General features: G+C 60.4%; 17 protein-coding genes. 3 read left to right on the plus strand and 14 right to left on the minus strand.

From position 1 onward, the window contains the following. Positions 1-43: 43 nt before the first annotated feature. The 12 genes from AB0O81_RS13470 to AB0O81_RS13525 form a co-directional block, all read right to left on the minus strand. Positions 44-1435 carry a carboxylesterase family protein gene (locus AB0O81_RS13470; RefSeq protein ID WP_363585099.1) on the minus strand — a complete coding sequence of 464 codons (1392 nt, stop codon included), beginning with the start codon at positions 1433-1435 and terminating at the stop codon, positions 44-46. Next, a complete protein-coding gene (locus tag AB0O81_RS13475; RefSeq protein WP_363585101.1) occupies positions 1435-2331 on the minus strand; it encodes a carbohydrate ABC transporter permease in 897 nt (298 codons plus the stop codon). The genes AB0O81_RS13470 and AB0O81_RS13475 overlap by 1 nt, the downstream gene beginning before the upstream one ends. Next, complete coding sequence (locus tag AB0O81_RS13480; RefSeq protein ID WP_363585103.1) at positions 2328-3248, minus strand: sugar ABC transporter permease; 921 nt, start codon at positions 3246-3248, stop codon at positions 2328-2330. Before AB0O81_RS13480 ends, AB0O81_RS13475 begins: the two co-directional genes overlap by 4 nt. 9 nt (positions 3249-3257) lie before the next feature. Next, positions 3258-4565, minus strand: coding sequence for an extracellular solute-binding protein (locus tag AB0O81_RS13485; RefSeq protein WP_363585105.1), 1308 nt, complete (start codon positions 4563-4565; stop codon positions 3258-3260). A 332-nt stretch (positions 4566-4897) separates the two neighbouring features. Continuing rightward, positions 4898-5092, minus strand: a complete 195-nt coding sequence (locus tag AB0O81_RS13490) for a hypothetical protein (RefSeq protein WP_363585107.1) — start codon at positions 5090-5092, stop codon at positions 4898-4900. 173 nt (positions 5093-5265) lie between these two features. Continuing rightward, positions 5266-6078, minus strand: coding sequence for a ChbG/HpnK family deacetylase (locus AB0O81_RS13495; protein WP_363585109.1), 813 nt, complete (start codon positions 6076-6078; stop codon positions 5266-5268). A 17-nt stretch (positions 6079-6095) separates the two neighbouring features. Next, positions 6096-6959: a PRD domain-containing protein gene (locus AB0O81_RS13500; protein WP_363585111.1), complete on the minus strand. Its 864-nt coding sequence runs from the start codon at positions 6957-6959 to the stop codon at positions 6096-6098. A gap of 57 nt (positions 6960-7016) precedes the next feature. Continuing rightward, on the minus strand, positions 7017-8918 hold the full coding sequence (locus AB0O81_RS13505) for a glucose PTS transporter subunit IIA (protein WP_363585113.1): 1902 nt from the start codon (positions 8916-8918) through the stop codon (positions 7017-7019). 874 nt (positions 8919-9792) lie between these two features. Continuing rightward, entirely contained in the window at positions 9793-10242 is a 450-nt protein-coding gene (locus tag AB0O81_RS13510; protein ID WP_363585129.1) for a prevent-host-death protein, read from the minus strand. 38 nt (positions 10243-10280) lie between these two features. Continuing rightward, the gene (locus tag AB0O81_RS13515; RefSeq protein ID WP_363585115.1) at positions 10281-10436 is read right to left on the minus strand and encodes a hypothetical protein; all 156 of its coding nucleotides are present in this window, start codon (positions 10434-10436) and stop codon (positions 10281-10283) included. A 21-nt stretch (positions 10437-10457) separates the two neighbouring features. After that, positions 10458-10676 (minus strand): hypothetical protein, encoded by a 219-nt coding sequence (locus tag AB0O81_RS13520; RefSeq protein WP_363585117.1) that lies wholly within the window; start codon positions 10674-10676, stop codon positions 10458-10460. A 112-nt stretch (positions 10677-10788) separates the two neighbouring features. Further along, positions 10789-11196 (minus strand): RidA family protein, encoded by a 408-nt coding sequence (locus tag AB0O81_RS13525; protein WP_363585119.1) that lies wholly within the window; start codon positions 11194-11196, stop codon positions 10789-10791. Positions 11197-11277: 81 nt separating this feature from the next. On the opposite strand from AB0O81_RS13525, the gene AB0O81_RS13530 reads away from it, so the two are divergent. Further along, positions 11278-11673 (plus strand): helix-turn-helix domain-containing protein, encoded by a 396-nt coding sequence (locus tag AB0O81_RS13530; RefSeq protein ID WP_363585121.1) that lies wholly within the window; start codon positions 11278-11280, stop codon positions 11671-11673. 64 nt (positions 11674-11737) lie between these two features. Here the strand turns inward: AB0O81_RS13530 and AB0O81_RS13535 are convergent, their stop codons facing one another. Together AB0O81_RS13535 and AB0O81_RS13540 are read right to left on the minus strand one after the other, a co-directional pair. Continuing rightward, positions 11738-12943, minus strand: coding sequence for a Fic/DOC family N-terminal domain-containing protein (locus AB0O81_RS13535; RefSeq protein ID WP_363585123.1), 1206 nt, complete (start codon positions 12941-12943; stop codon positions 11738-11740). A gap of 1060 nt (positions 12944-14003) precedes the next feature. Further along, positions 14004-14669: a DUF6602 domain-containing protein gene (locus AB0O81_RS13540; RefSeq protein WP_363585125.1), complete on the minus strand. Its 666-nt coding sequence runs from the start codon at positions 14667-14669 to the stop codon at positions 14004-14006. Positions 14670-14713: 44 nt separating this feature from the next. On the opposite strand from AB0O81_RS13540, the gene AB0O81_RS13545 reads away from it, so the two are divergent. Together AB0O81_RS13545 and AB0O81_RS13550 are read left to right on the plus strand one after the other, a co-directional pair. Next, positions 14714-14896 (plus strand): hypothetical protein, encoded by a 183-nt coding sequence (locus tag AB0O81_RS13545; protein WP_363585127.1) that lies wholly within the window; start codon positions 14714-14716, stop codon positions 14894-14896. Between the two features lie 276 nt (positions 14897-15172). After that, the coding region (locus AB0O81_RS13550) for an FTR1 family protein (protein WP_363584830.1) at positions 15173-15263 on the plus strand (91 nt) is incomplete at its 3' end.

A 15263-nucleotide genomic window follows, 5' to 3' on the forward strand; every position in this document is an offset into this window, starting at 1 on the left:
ATCCTTATCCATCTGTTGAGTCGTGCAGGCAGGTTTCGGATCGTCATCCGCGTGTCACCGGATCGTAGACTGCGGCAATATCGGTCGCGGGTGGGCTATCGACCCTCCCATAGACGCGGCTGATGTCGCCGCGTGCTCCGCTTGTCTGGCGCCACTTCGGTTCGTCTCCACACACGAATGCGAGGAGATCGGAGTGCATCGCCCGGGCGACCTCGCGCGGGGTGGACTCACCGAGCGAATCAGCAACGCCTGGCGCATCAAGCACATCGAAGAAGTATGGAATGTCAGTGCAATGCGTCGCTCCACCAAGAAGCGGACTCTGCCATTCGAAGCTGTATGACCATGTTCCCCCTGGTGCTCCTGCGCGAGCGGCCGCGCATTGTGGCACCGCCGAGCGAAACAAGATGTCGGTCATGCGTTGACCGGATGCGCGTGCGACGGCCCGCTCGTCATCGCTAAACGAACGGGAGGTCGGGTTCTCGTTAGTGGGCCCCCCGTCGAATTCATCGAGCGTGCTACCGATCAAGAGCGGAACGTCAAGATTTCTCCGGGCAAGACCATCGACGATCTGCTCTGGCAACACATCGTCCCCGACAACGGGGCTGAGCGATAGGGGATCGGTTCCCTCATCGTTGCGCAAGTCCGCAATGGCACGCTGCGTGGCAACATCCGTGACATCAGCAAATCCCGCGCGGGTCGGCGCAACGCGGAGAACCGACGCAAGTCGGTCGACGTAGCGCAAGACCTGCTCTCTTTCCCGAGCGAAGATACCACCGGAGATACTGACGACCCGGTGCATGAGACCGACTGCAGCGGGTGACGACATGAGAGCGAGGGCGATTCCGCCGCCGGCCGACTGGCCAGCGAGGGTCACTCTTTTTGGGTCACCGCCAAATGCGGTGATATTCGCTTGCACCCATTTCAGCGCCAGAATGACATCGCGCAGTCCGAGGTTGGTCGGTATCCCCGGTAGGGGCGCGAAACCTTCGACCGCGAGTCGGTACGAAAGCGTAACCACAACCACACCTTCACGTGCGAATCGGACCCCGTTGTACCAGGGGCTCGCTGCAGAACCCGCGACAAAGCCTCCGCCATGAACCCACACGAGCACAGGATGGCCACCGCCAATGTCAACTGAGGGCGCGAAGATATTGAGGGTGAGAACGTCCTCGCCGGGGATCGTCGGTTCGGGCACAGTGGTCGTCGCGAAGAGTGAGACCCGCTGCGGCGTTGCACCATACACATTCGCATCGAATGATCCTGAAAAATGCGCCCTCGCCACCGGCGCCGCGAAACGCCGTTCGCGGACGGGCGCTTCCGCGTATGGAATTCCTAGAAACGTGTCAACGCCCTCTGTTGCTCGACCAATAATGCGGCCCACGCTTGCAGTGACGGTGACGCAAGAGCCGAGAAGATCTGTATCTGCCGGATGCATTACTTGACCCCTACCCCTGCAATGCCCTGAACGAAGTAGCGCTGCAGGGCCAGGAAGAGAGCCAGCACAGGCAACATCACAACGACCGCTCCTGCAAGAATGATGCCGTAGTCAGTGACATTCGACGCAGCTTGACTGGTTGTCGCGAGACCGACCGGCAAGGTATAGGAGCTCTTGCTCTGAGCGACCACAAGGGGCCAGATGAAGTTGTTCCATGACGCGAGGAACGACATGATCGTGACTGTAGCGACCGCGGGCCCGGCAAGCGGCATGAAGATGCGAAAAAAGATGCGCCATTCGCCTGCTCCGTCGATCCGTGCGGCCTCGATGAGCTCATCCGGGATAGAAGATGCGTACTGGCGCATGATGAAAACCGATATTGGCAACGCGACGGACGGTAGCGCGATGCCCAGTAGCGTGTCTGCGAGGCCGAGGTTGACCGTCACTATGAATTGCGGTACGAAGACGGCTGTGTAGGGAACCATCAGGCTCATCATCACCGCACCGAACGCGATTCGTTTGCCAGCAAAGTCGAACTTGGCGAGCGCGTAACCAGCCGCGGACGCTGCGATGATGTTTCCCACAACAACGATCGCGGCGACGACGATGCTGTTTGTGAGATACCCGCCGAATCCTTCACCAGTGAACAGGCGGAGAAAATTGTCGAAGGTCACCTCACTCGGAAACCACGCTCCGGGTTCAGCCTGGATGTCATCGAGGGTGCGCAGCGATCCGCTGGCAACCCAGAGGAACGGGAGCAGAGTCAGCACCGCACCGAATATCAACGCGGCATAGAGCAAAGCGATGGGCACGCTAGGGCGTCGACGCGCCGGCTGAGCACGCGGAATGGTCGACTCGGGGACTTGTTCCATGATTATTTGGGCAGTGTCAGTCATGTGCGGGGCCGCAACAGTCGGAATTGCACGATGGCGAAGACGGAGACTAGGACCAGGATGACGAATGATGCCGCCGACGAGAGACCAAAGTTGCCGAAGCCGAACTGCTGGTAGGTATAGAGCGCCACGGAATTTGTGGAGTTCAAAGGGCCACCACCAGTGAGTAGGTAGGGTTCGTCAAACACCTGAAGGTAGAAGGTAGAAAGCAGGACAGAGACAAGAAGAATCGTCGGGAGAAGCAGTGGCAGACTGATGGACCAAATTCTTCGCCACCACCCCGCGCCATCGATCGACGCTGCTTCGTACACGTCCTCCGGAATCGCTTGCAGCCCAGCAAGGAAGAGCAGCATGGCTGTGCCGAAGTTGCGCCAAATACCGAGCAGAATCACGACGGGCATTGCGAGGTTCGGGTCGCCGAGCCAGTTAGGTCCGGCAAAACCTAGGTTTGCGAGCAAATTGTTGACCGTGCCGTCTTGGTTGAACGCGTACTGCCAGATCAACGCGATAGCAACGATGTTTGTCACCACTGGGGCGTAAAAGATCGTACGGAACGGGCCGCGGAGGCGTCGTATACCGTTGTTCAGCGCAAGTGCGAGGCTGAAGCCAACCAACATGGTGAGCGGTACACCGACTACGACGAAGATCATCGTGTTGAGGATTGCCCGCACAAAGATCTTGTTGTTAAAGAGGCTGTTGTAGTTCGCAAAGCCGATGAAGTCGACGCCGAAGGGATTTCGGAGATCAATGCCTTGCAGATCGGTCAGGCTGAAAATCAGTGAGGAGATCGTCGGAACCGCTGTGAACACGAGGAAGACAGCAGCGAATGGGGCAAAGAAGACCCATGCGACAAACGTGTGCCGTGCCCGCCGGGGGCGTTGCGCAAGTCGCAACGCCCCCGTGCCGAGGGAACTTGTCATCGGCTTTGTTTACTCCGTCCCTGTGCCGAGGTTTTCGGCAAAGGACTGGATGTTGGCTGCTGCTTCCTCCGGCGATACGCCAGCCCGCACGACTGTTTCAAACTCGCTACCGATGTGTGCAGCAACCTGAGGCCATGTTGAGGACTGCGGAAATGAGACAGTGTTCTGCAGTTGGTCGAAGAACGCCGCTAGCAGTGGCTGGTCCGCGATCGAGGAATCGTCCCACGCTGACTGCACTGCAGGCATTGAACCAAAGGCGTTGTACTGTGCGATCTGGGTCTCAGGCTCCGTCAAGTAGCGCACAACCTTCCACGAGGCGTCCGAGTTTTCCGTGTCGGTGAGCACACCCCAACTACCGCCACCGACCGTTCCGACGTTGTTCGCCGAACCCGCGGGAAGCGGCGCCGTCGCGACATGTTCAGCAAGCCAGTCAGGCTCATCCGTAGCACCAGTGATCTGGTTGAGCACCCAAGGGCCTGTCACCATCGCACCAGTCTTGCCTTCGAGGAAGTAGGGGATCGCGTCGAGGAACAGGGGGCCGTCAGGCGAAGCGACACCTTCAGCAAAGAACGATGCGTTGTAGGTGATCGCCTCCACAACCTCCGGCGTGTCGAGCGTCCACTCGCTGCCGTCGGCGCTCAAGATATCTCCGCCGTTCTGCCATGTGTAAAGAGCAATGGCCTGACCGTTGTAGCCGTCCCACCCGACGTCCGTACCAATCCCCTTGACAGCGCCCCCATCTTCCAACCCTTTTAGGAAGGGGACCATCTCTGCCTGGGACGTCGGCGGCGTGACACCGCCCGCGTCGGCGAAGTCGTCACGGTAGACAAGCACTCGCGTGTATGTGTACCACGGCACCGAGTATGGCGTTTCATCGAGCACGCCCGCGTCCCACGCACCTGGAAAGAAGTCGGTCGATGTCGCCACACCATCAGGTACCGCTTCGAAGACCGCTGGGTCAAGGAACTGCGCTTGCGCTTCGGTGTAAAGCTGCGCGATATCGGGAGTTTTACCAGCTGCGATGGCAGCTTGAAGCTTGGTCGTATATTCGTCTGCCGGCACAAGAGTCACTTCGACGTCGAGGTCGGGATTGGCCTCCGCGAACGGAACGAGGATGTCTTCAATAACCGTGGCATCACCGTCAGGCGCCCAAAGCGTGACCGTACCGGTGGCGGGCGAGTCATCGATGGCGGAACTGGATACCGTCGTGGCCTCGTCGTCCGAGCGGCCGCAGCCTGTGACGAGAAGGGTGGCGGCCGTCACGACCGCGATGCTGGTGATGTACCGGGCTGAGCGTGAGCAGGTGATGTTGGGCACGCAGGACTCCTAAGGATGAGGGTGGAGCAGTGAGTGGAACATGAAATGGAGCACCCGGCATTTATCGGAGGATGTAGCAAAATATCGCAACCGGGCCTGAGGAAGAAGCTAAGCGCGACGCATTTCACTCTTGTTTCCGAAGAAATACGAAAAATTTCGGCGGTTGTAGCGTTATTCGACTGAATCGATCCGCTCGACCGGGAAGTCGTGCGGGTTCGAATTCGTGGGTGGGAACGCGAAGTCATTCGTACCGCACTCGCCTGACCCAATAGATGACCACGACGAAATCCACCCTGACCCCGATGCGCGCCTGGGCGGCCGCCACCGAACTACTAGACCTCCCCCAGCACCTGGTTCACCCGCGGGATCATCTCGGTCACCTGCAAGTCATCAGCGCTGTAGCCCACCCGCTGCCCACGCAATGCCACATCGCGTGGTGGATCGGCAATGATCGAACCCGCTTCCACTAGCGCCCCCAGGCCGTGGTCGGGATTCTGACGCAGGTAGCCGAGAACGCTCGCGTTCATGACGCTCCCCAGAGACTCGATCGGATCCTCCGCGTATTCACTGTTCGCGGGGCGGGCGTATCGTTGCCCCTCGAACTCGAAGCACCGACAATCGCGAAAGCGGCGGTGGCACTGAAGGATGCATGATTGAGGCGATTCAACTCGGCGCGACTTCCGCCGTTGGTCGGCGTCACCTACGCGGCGAATATGCCGCTCTGCGTGAAACTCGTCACCTCGACTCCTGCGTCGGCCAGCAACTGACGTGCGGCGGGCGAGGTCACGAGCTCGAGATCGCGGGCACGGATGATCGAGTAGCTGCTCAGCTCGAGGATCTCGGCGTCTACGAATCCGGGATGCGTAATCAAGAGGCTGACCTCGTTCTCCAAGATCATCGGCAGCAGCCGGGCGATCGCCCCGACCGCGTCCGCCGACGCTTGATCCGTGAGCGGAAAGGGCTTTGCGTACCAATCGTTGGGGAGGAGAGGGAGCCCACCAATGCGGTAAAGATCATCGACGAACGGCAGGCTGAGCTGCGCAGCCGCTTGACGCACGACCTCGTCGCTGATCGGCGACACCAACGAGTGGTGGTGGATATATGCGGGAGGTCGACCCATCAGCTCCTGGAATCGGTCGATCTGCGCTTGTGCTTCCGCTGCGGTTTCATCGCCGTCGAAGGGGTCGACATCGAACTCGGCGTAGACGGCGTCGCCACCGATAACGCGGTGAGCTGCGCGAATCTCGCCGGAGCTTCGGAATCGGCCGCCTGCTGTGACCAGTCCCGGAATGTCGCCGGGCGACAAGATGGGGACGCCGGTGACGAAGTTGAGGTCGATTCCGACGTCGACGTCCTTCAGTGCGCGCAGTCTAGAGGCCGCGAACTCCGCGTCCGGGCAGTTGGCGAACATGCCGGTTGCGCGGACGATGCCGTTCGTGATCGCGTCGAGGATGCCGAGGGTAGTGCCATGCGTTATGGCGATGTCGTCTGCTTGAACGATGAGTTGGGGCATCGGATGGTTCCCGTTCCTCAGATGTCGGCCGCGCGGCGCTGTTCGTCGCGAAGGGTGATCAGGTGCAGGAGGAGGTAGATCTTCTCCTCGTCGGTGACGCCGGCTTCGAAGGCCCCGTCGAGATAGCCGCCGATGTGACTCGCGCAGGCGTAGAGCTGGGGGTTGTCGGCGATCAGCATCGTGTAGTAATCGTCTGCGGCGCCGTGATGAACGCGGTTGCGTGTGAGTCGCTGCACGACAAACTTTATGTGTGTAAGAAATCGCGCGCTCGCTGTAGTCGATCCGTCGACGTCGATACCGAGGTCGACGCGAACGATGTCGATGATCGCCCGGATGGTTGTGCCGAGAGTCATTGCCCGGCCGGGGTCGCCAAGCAGGCCGGCGTTGACCAAGTGCAGTGTGATGAATCCGGCCTCATCGAGAGGTAGTTTGCAGCCGAGGTCCGCGTGAATGATGTCCAGGGCGTGCAAAGCGATCGCGAATTCGGCGGGGTAGGTCATCTTCGTCTCCCACAACATCGAGTTGTAGAGAGGGATGCCGTCATCGATGCGGCGGATCGATTGAGCGAGGTGGTCCGCCAAACCCACTTCGACCGTCGCCGGCAGACGGATACCGTAGGTCTTGTCGAGCAGTTCGGAGACACGGGATGTCGCGCGGAGCACCCGGTACGGCACTTCGAGCAGCACCCGGAAGGCGCCGCTCTTGCCGACGCCGGTGAGGTGGAACTCGCGCTCCACACGGGACTCATCAACTGGCTTTCCTTTGCTGGTGAGATAGCCGACGCCTCCTCCCACCAAGATGACGTCTTCGCCGTCGCCGTCGCCGTCGCCGTCGACAACATTGACGATGTTGTTGTTGAAGATCTTCGTGATGATGCGCATGTATGAACTCCTGCGGGGTCATCGTTTCGCACCGATGGCCCCGCGTCGAGTGGACGGCTAATTGGCCGCCGGGTGGACGGTAAACAGGAGCTGGCCCTCAACGACGGTATCGGCCGCCGCGAAGTCAAGACGCTGATCGCCGCCGAGGTTCGTCACGACGACCGGAGTGAGGAGCGAATAACCCGCCGCGGTGATAGCGGCCACATCGAACTCAAGTAGCAGATCTCCCGCCGCGACCCGCTGCCCCTGGGCGACGTGCGTTGTGAAGTGCGCTCCCGCGAGCTTCACCGTGTCGATACCGACGTGGATTAGCAACTCGAGACCGCTCTCCGTAAGAATACCGATTGCGTGCCCACTGGCGGGTGCAGCAACAACCACACCGTCGACCGGCGCGACAACCCGACCCGCGCGGGGCTCGATGGCCACGCCCGGTCCGATCAACGCACCCGAGAAGATCGGGTCGGAGACCTTCGACAGCGGCAATACCGTTCCCGCCATCGGTGCGCCAATAGTCACCGTCGCCGTACGCACGGCGCCGTCGACGAGTCCGCGGAAACCCGTCGCCACCGGCGCGGTGGTCATCACATCTTCGTCGATCACTGCGGCGCCGCGCTTCTGATACCCCCAGACCTGGAGCAGCACAATCGGCACGACCACCCCGACAGCCATCGCGACGACCGCTCCGATGACCGGCACGAGCAGAGGCATGGCCAGAATGGGAGCGGGACTGAACCCGATCGCGTAGACACCGAACAAACCAAGCACGAGACCGGACGCCGCAGCCGAGATCATCTCGATCACCAGTACTCGACGATACGGAAGCACGAGGCCGTACAGCGTCGGCTCGGTGATGCCGCCGATGCCGACCGACACCGCTGCGGCGGCTGCGGTATCGCGCAGCTTCTGGTTGCGGTCACGTGCCGTGCAGATCAGCATGCCAACGGCGATTCCCACCATCGCGTACTGGTAGCCGAAAGCGGCGCCAAGAATGACGCTGCTACCGGCGGCGAGTTCGACGAGGGCGATCGAGATCAGAGCCCAATGGATACCCATGGCCACCAAGAAGATCCACAGCGCCGGCACAATGACATAGAACACCAGCGGAGCGGTCTCGCTGAGCCAGGAAAGCGCCCCGGCAATCCCGTTTCCGGCGACGACACCGACCGGCCCGAACACGAGCGCGGTAAGCGGCACGAGGATCAGAAGCTCGATGGTCGGCACAAGCACCTGCTGCAGCACTCGCGGCAGCACCCGCTTGAGCACACGGTCGAGGCCTGCAAGAGCCAGCGCGAGCAAGAGCGCGGGGAACATCGAACTCGCATACGAGTAGACGAACAACGGCATACCGAACGCTTCCGACACCGAGCCCTGCTCACCGATGGCGGTGAACGCAGGGTGTAGCAGCGCAGCCGCGATAGAGGCTCCCACGAACGGGTTGGCGCCCAGCTTGCGCGATGCGGTGAAAGCCACGAAGACCGGCAGGAAGAAGAAGACCGCGTTGCCCGTGGCCGTCAGGATGCCGGCAGTTGGACTGTCGGCGGAGAGCACCCCGAACTGGGTGATTAGCAAGACAAGGACCTGCACCAGAGCAGCACCGGTGATCGCGGGGATCAGCGGCTGAAATGTGGCGCCGAGAAAATCGAACACCGCATCGAGCGGCCGTCGCTTGCCTGCCGGTGTCGCGCTGTCATCAAGTCGACCCCAGCCGCTGAGCCCCACCAGGTCGTCGCGTAGGCGATCAACGTGGGTGCCGATCACAACCTGAACCTGCCCACCCGCCCGGACGACCTGCAGTACGCCGGGGGTCTTGCCCAGCTTGTCGAAGTCGACCTTTCCTTCATCGCGTACGACGAAACGAAGCCGCGTCGTACAGTTGTGAACCGACGCCACGTTGTCCGGTCCACCAATGAACTCGCCGATCGTTCGAGCAAGTTTCACATCTGAGTCAGTGCTGACCACAGCTCCTCCTTCATTGGATGGTCTGCAGAAGTCTCGCCTGCGAGCAATAAAAAAGACCTCCCACCACGACTAACCGTGGTGGAGGTCTCGCCTGCCGAGCAGTAACAATCCTCACAGGGACGACATGTCCCTGTGAGGATTATCGCCCGCAACGGCCGAGCCGTCAAGTATCCGACGAGACTCCTCTAAAGTTGCACTCTGTCGATCCCAGCGGCGTTCACCCGCTCCGGGAAATAGTCGTCCGCTGACCATGCTTTCAGCGCTTTAACCGCGCGGCATCGAACCAAAACATCGAGTTTTTACCAAGAAACACTTCACGCTCTCTCAGGATGGTCCCCACTTCAGAATCGGCGGATCGATTGCGGAGGGCATCTCTGCAGACTGACATGGCGTACGACAGTCCGGCCAGAACTTACGGAATCGTCGTTGGGTCCACACCGAGGGATACGCTGGCAAGCTTGACGGAACCGCAACCTTCGAAGTATGAGCGAGACGCCTAGCCGAAGCTTCAGCATCACAAGAGCAGGCACCCTGTCCTCGTCATTTTGAGAAGTCAGTGACACGGTCGTCCAGAGTGCGACCGCTTTGAGCACGAAGGCTGCAAACTACCTTGCTGAGCATCCTCGTGCTGGAAACGCTACGAGTCGTGGCAAGGCTGCCGTCGCAAAGAGCGTAGGGCGTATGAGTGCCGCCGTCGGCGTAGCCCGTGACGTGGTCGCGGATGGCGTCGCTGCATGGACGGGTGCGGCATTGGGATCTGCAAAAGCGTCTGCCGCTCGCGCATCGCGGGCAGATCTTTCGGCGCAGCGCGTGATCGAGCTTCACCGGAACATGACCGGCCGGTGGACACGAGCGTCCTTCCTCTTCGCCATATTTACCGCTGCTCGGCGGGTTGATTCTCGTCGAACCATTCGACGGGTTTATCAGCCAGGCCGGCGGCGATCGCCGTTGCCGTCTCTCGCCAAGAAGTCAGCTCAGCCACCGCAAGATGAGGCTGTCCGGTAGAGAACGATGCGCGTGCTGCATTGACGAGATCTTGCGCGCACTGGGTACGATCAGCCTCTGGCAGAGCGAGCATCCATTCAAACTTGCGAGTCGTGCGCGAGGCGAGAGTGCCGTCCTCGTCAAGAGCCACCGTGATCAGGTCAGCAGCCAACTGCAGGAGCTGCGCGCGAGCGTCAGCTTCACGCTCGGACATCAGCACCATGTCATCACCGTCTCGGCGAGTGATGACGACCTGCCGCTGCTCTGCTTCGGCGAAGACGTCAGCAGAGTGCTTGCTCAGCTCAGACGAGCGTCGCCTTGGGGAGGACATAGTGCTCATCATGCCCGCTCTCTCGCTCCGAAGCGAGAGAGCGCCAGCTATGACCGGGTCGTGCGCGCGTTGATCGAGTACTGAGCGCGGCGCTTGCGATCGGCTCGTACGATCTCGCGGGCGCGTGCGAGCTCCTTCTCAGGATCCTCAACGTGGCCTTCCAGGTAGCTCGGCCGCGGGGCCTCGAGCGGTACTGTGCCCATGGCTGTATCTATGATCATTCACTACTTAGGCTGTTCGTCGAGATCGAAGCCGACTTCGCCGCGGTCAATCGTGAGCATGAAGATGGGCTTGCCGAACACTCGGGTGGACATATCCGACACCGCCTGACGTGCGTATGGCAGAAGGGTCATCACGGCCACTTCGTTCGCGAAGCCGCGTACGACTGACTCACTGGCAGAAGGCCCATCTGTCACCTTGTATTCGCTGGCCACTGCGAGCATGATCTCACCCTTGTACGGAAGGAGCTCGACGAGAATTGGCGATTCTCCGGCAGGTTTCGGCCGTCTCCCCAGAGCTGGTGAGACTCCGGGGAGACGCTGGCTACCGACAGATCTAATCGATGACTGCTGTCGCTTCGACCTCCACTAGGACGTCTGGTTCGAAAAGGGAGTCCACCCCAATCAGGGATGCAGGCGGCATCGGCATGGGCAGCCCCACCTCTTCGGCGACGGAATGAACACCAGACATGAAGGCTTCGATCTTCTCCGGGGCCCACGCCGTGACGTAGAAAGTCAGACGAACCACGTCTTCGAAGCTTGCGCCGGCGCTTTGTAACCCAGCGTGGGCGTTACGCAGAGCGTGACCGACCTGCCCTTCAAGATCCCCTGGTGCCAGGGGTTCACCGTCAGAGTCCCGAGCGATCTGGCCAGCAACGTGCACCTGCCGCGTCCCGGTCGCTACAGCGACATGGTGATATGGGGCTGGCATAAGAGGGTTTGGGGATGAAAGCTGCACAGTCATAGTGGTGTCCTTGCTCGTTGGAATAGTCGGTATACCTTTGATACTTGGTTCTTGTCGGTACCTTCAACGAGACTTGGTGTCGTGGACGATACCGATCAGGACCCCGCCGACGCTTTCGAGATCAGCGCTCCGCATAGGGCGTTGCTCGATCAAGTCTTAGATAAGTGGTCTCTAGAGGTCTTGAACGAACTCTGCGAACGGCCCGCCAGATTCAGTGAGCTCCGGCGCGCGATCCCGTCGGTCACGCAGAAGTCGCTGACTGCAACTCTGCGTCGATTGGAGCGAAACGGAATCGTCACCCGGGTGGTCTTGGACACACGACCGGTTGCGGTGGAATACCGCATCACTGCCCTTGGGAAGACTTTGAGGCCACCGGTCGACGTGCTGCTGGAATGGGCGGCACGGCACATGCCAAGGATTGAAGAGGCTCGACGCGGCTTCGATGACGAGGAAGCAGACCGTTCGCATCTTCGGTAGTCACTAGGACAGTGTCAACGAGACACGAAGTTGCCTCCCGTCTTGATTGTTGGACTGTCAAGAATCACATCGTCTCAGTAAGTGTCTTCAGAACCCTCGGCGCGTAGAACCGACGTCCGCGTCCGCGCCCTGTCCCCTGAAACGAGTTGAGCACCCCTAGTTCGACCAGCTGATTGACGAGCTTGTTCACGCGCTGGTACGACAGTTCGAGCGCCTTTTCAGCGCGACTGATCGTGAAAGTGGGGTTCGCAATTGCGAAATCCACGATCGCGTGTGCAGAATCTGCGCGGAGATGTGACGCACGGATCTGATCCTTGAGAATTCCTTGGACCGCGACGAGCTCTTTCATCTGTTGGTGTGTCTGATCAGCAGCGGACTGAAGACCGCGCGCAAAGAACGTGATGAATGAGTCCCAGTCACCGTCGGTGCTCACTCCGAGTAGTCGATCGTAGTATTCCGCGCGACGCGCTTCGAACCACGGTGACACAGTCAACGTCGGCTCGGACAACGCCTTGTCATGAAGCAGCTGCACGACAACCAGGAACCGTCCGAGGCGCCCGTTTCCATCACGGAACGGGTGCAGCGTCTCGAACTGGTAATGCGCCATCGCGGCCGCGACGACAGGGTCAACGCGGCCCGAATGATCCGCCTGCATCCAGTCAGCAAGATCGCGCAGACGCATCTCCAGGTCCCGGCCAGGGGGCGACGGGATGAACCGTGCAGCCTGGACAGGGAAACCACCCACGGGCGCATCGGGCCGCCGACCAATCACAACCTGAGAATCGCGCACGTGCCCGGACTCACCAACCAAAGGCGTACCGTCCATAAGCATCCCTTGAGCGGCGCTCAGAAATGACACTGAAATAGGGTGCCCTTCGGAGACATGCCGAAAGCCATCGTTTGCCATCCTGACGTAGTTCAGCACTTCACGCAGCTCGGGCGTTCGGGGACTATCCTCGTCCGCGGTCAGCACAGACTCCAGGGGCGCGTACGTTCCTTCCAGGGCCGAAGTGCTCTGCGCCTCCCGCTGTAGCGCGGGGTGGCGGAGCAGCTGCGGATTCGGCAACTGCGTCGCTGTGTTGTCGAGCGCCGCTAGTGACGCGCGCGCGTCAGCCACTGCCATGTAGGTCTCACCAGCCAACTTCGGTGTGTCGCGGGGCAGGGGCGCAGGGACGAATGCGCGATGACTCCACGCGCCAAGGTAGGGATCAGTACCCGATATGGGCACAAGTGCTCCCATGTCGGGGTTGACAAACATTTCAGTGTCCACAATGAAAGCCTAAGACGTGTTCGCTTTCATAACAAGTCACATTGATGCCTGAACTCACACGTTCCGGGCCCGTAGGCGCTGGGACGTCCTACTTCGTCTCGTTGGGGTGCCGCGCGTGGACCTGCTCTAGCACCACACGCCGACCGTCGACGTGAAACCAGATGCGAGCATCACACTTGACGGTGGGCGTGTGGTGCCATCGCTCGTAGGTTTTACCGTCGCGCTTCACAGTGCCCCAGTGCGCCCCTCAACGGAGTATCGGTGCGCGTTTCCTTCGAGGGCGTAGTGGTCAGAAAGTTTCACGTGTCGGCCAGCGATCCTGAAATCTGGCCCACTGCAGGGATCCATCTCTAGGATGGCCCTATGAATCCAATCTTTGACCGCAGCGGAGCTGTTGTCGGATGGTTCGAGGAAGACCGTGTCCGAAGCCTTAGCGGCGCCGTGGTTGGTTGGGTGCGCGGTGAATCAGTGCATGGCCTGGGAGGTCAGAACGTTGGCGTTCTGCGCACTGGACTCTTTCGTGACACTCGAGGTGATGTAGTTGCGTGGCTACAAGGGGGCACAGGTGGCCCAGTACTTCCGATCGCGCACATTCCGCCGGTACCACCCGTGCGTCGCGTTCCGCCAGTACCCCCCATTCCGCAGGTGCCGTTGGTGCCGGCAGTGCCGAGCCTCGGGTGGTCCCGCTCGTTGTTCAATGAGTACCTACCAAGCTCGTAGATCCGTTTAGGCATCCCGAATCGGCTCCGTTTCTCGTGCCTTTCAGGAACGAGAAACGGTCGAGTGCTCACGTTTGCGATGTGCGAATCCAGATTCGACGGGCTTCATAGCGCTGCCAGTAGGTGCAATCCATTGCGGTTGAGCGGGAAGCCTGGACAGAAATTGGCACGGAAGCTAACGGTCGTGGTCAGTCCCACGTCCCAGATTGGTGGGCACTAGGTAGGGAGTGGCTATCGAAGACGCGTGACGTACTCGTGAGATGGTGCTGTTCAGCCAATTGAAGAGAGAGACAAGAGCGCTTTCAGATATTGGACCGATCCAGCCCGACCCGGTGCTGCCGTCAGGCATCAGGAATCGTGATGCTCCCAACCCGTCCCCAAAATTGAAATAAGACTCCCGCATCAAGTACAAATAGCGCGTCAAGAGCAGGAAGCAGATTGCCGCTCCAGGCCTGCACATCGGGGGCCTCGCGGAGCTTCTCTAGAATCGTTTCTGGGGTCAGGCTGGACTCGATTGCTAACGCGAAGTACGGAACGGAATCTACAAATCTGATGATGTCGCTGGGCTGACCGCGCATATCCGCGCCAGCAGCTATCGTCGGTTGAATCTCTCGGAGTCGCTGCCCCTTCGCCAGAATGTCGACTAGCTCTGTTGTCCCGAGTCGAGTCTTGATCTCTCCAACCGCGGCGACCCCTTCGATGAGGTAGAGCCCGCTCGTGTCGAGCTCATGCACGAACGGTTGCTCATCGTTTAGCACGACGACATCAAGCTGGCTGCTTCTGTGTCCGAGACGATCGATCGTCTCGCCCGTTCCAACGGCGTACTTCCGCGGTAGATGGCCTGAAAGAAAGTGACGGACAGCTCGTTCCAAGGCATCACCTCGAACTCCTCGATGGTCGAAGTCCGCACGGGCGCGGTCCAAGGCCGATCGCAAGGTCAATTCCTCCGCGGCGAAGGCGGCAGACAGTCGGGCCGCTACGGCCGGATCGGGATGCGTTTCGGGCATGAACCCATACTGGCTTAGAACCCCAACCCACAGTCGGAAAAGTCATGGACCTACTCGAGGCTCTCGATCTGCAACCGCGAGCCATTCCGGCAACCTCCCTGTGGGCGTTCACTGCAACCGGTGAGCTTCGCGACGATGTCGCACCGCCGGTGTCCGCCGGTGAGCAAGCCGCGAAGCGTCGAGGCGTCCGCACGCTCCCAGGGTTTGCTGACTATGTCGACTACTAAGCCAGTGCGCTTCCAAGCCCAACACAGAAACCCTGTCTCCTCGAGGCAGGGTTCTTGTATTTGAACGCCCGCATCGCAAAGGATGTGGACTAGATGGAGCGTCGCGGGGGCGAGTCGCAGGCGCCCTCCCCGAAGGACCACCGCCGCCGCGCATGGTGACCGATCAGTGGTAGCGGCGCTAGGCGCGGGATTTGCGTCGAAGGTAAGGGCGACCTATCCTTACTGAGGTAAGCCTTACCTCAGTAAGATTCTATCCGCTTGTCGAACCGGAGCACTGTGCTCGCTACATTCCTGATCGGTTTGCGTGAAGGCCTCGAAGCCGCCCTCGTGGTGGGAATTCTCGTTGCCTACCTCACGCAGCTTCGCC

Origin of the sequence: Microbacterium sp. NPDC076911 (assembly GCF_040687125.1) — a bacterium.
GTDB lineage: Bacteria > Actinomycetota > Actinomycetes > Actinomycetales > Microbacteriaceae > Microbacterium.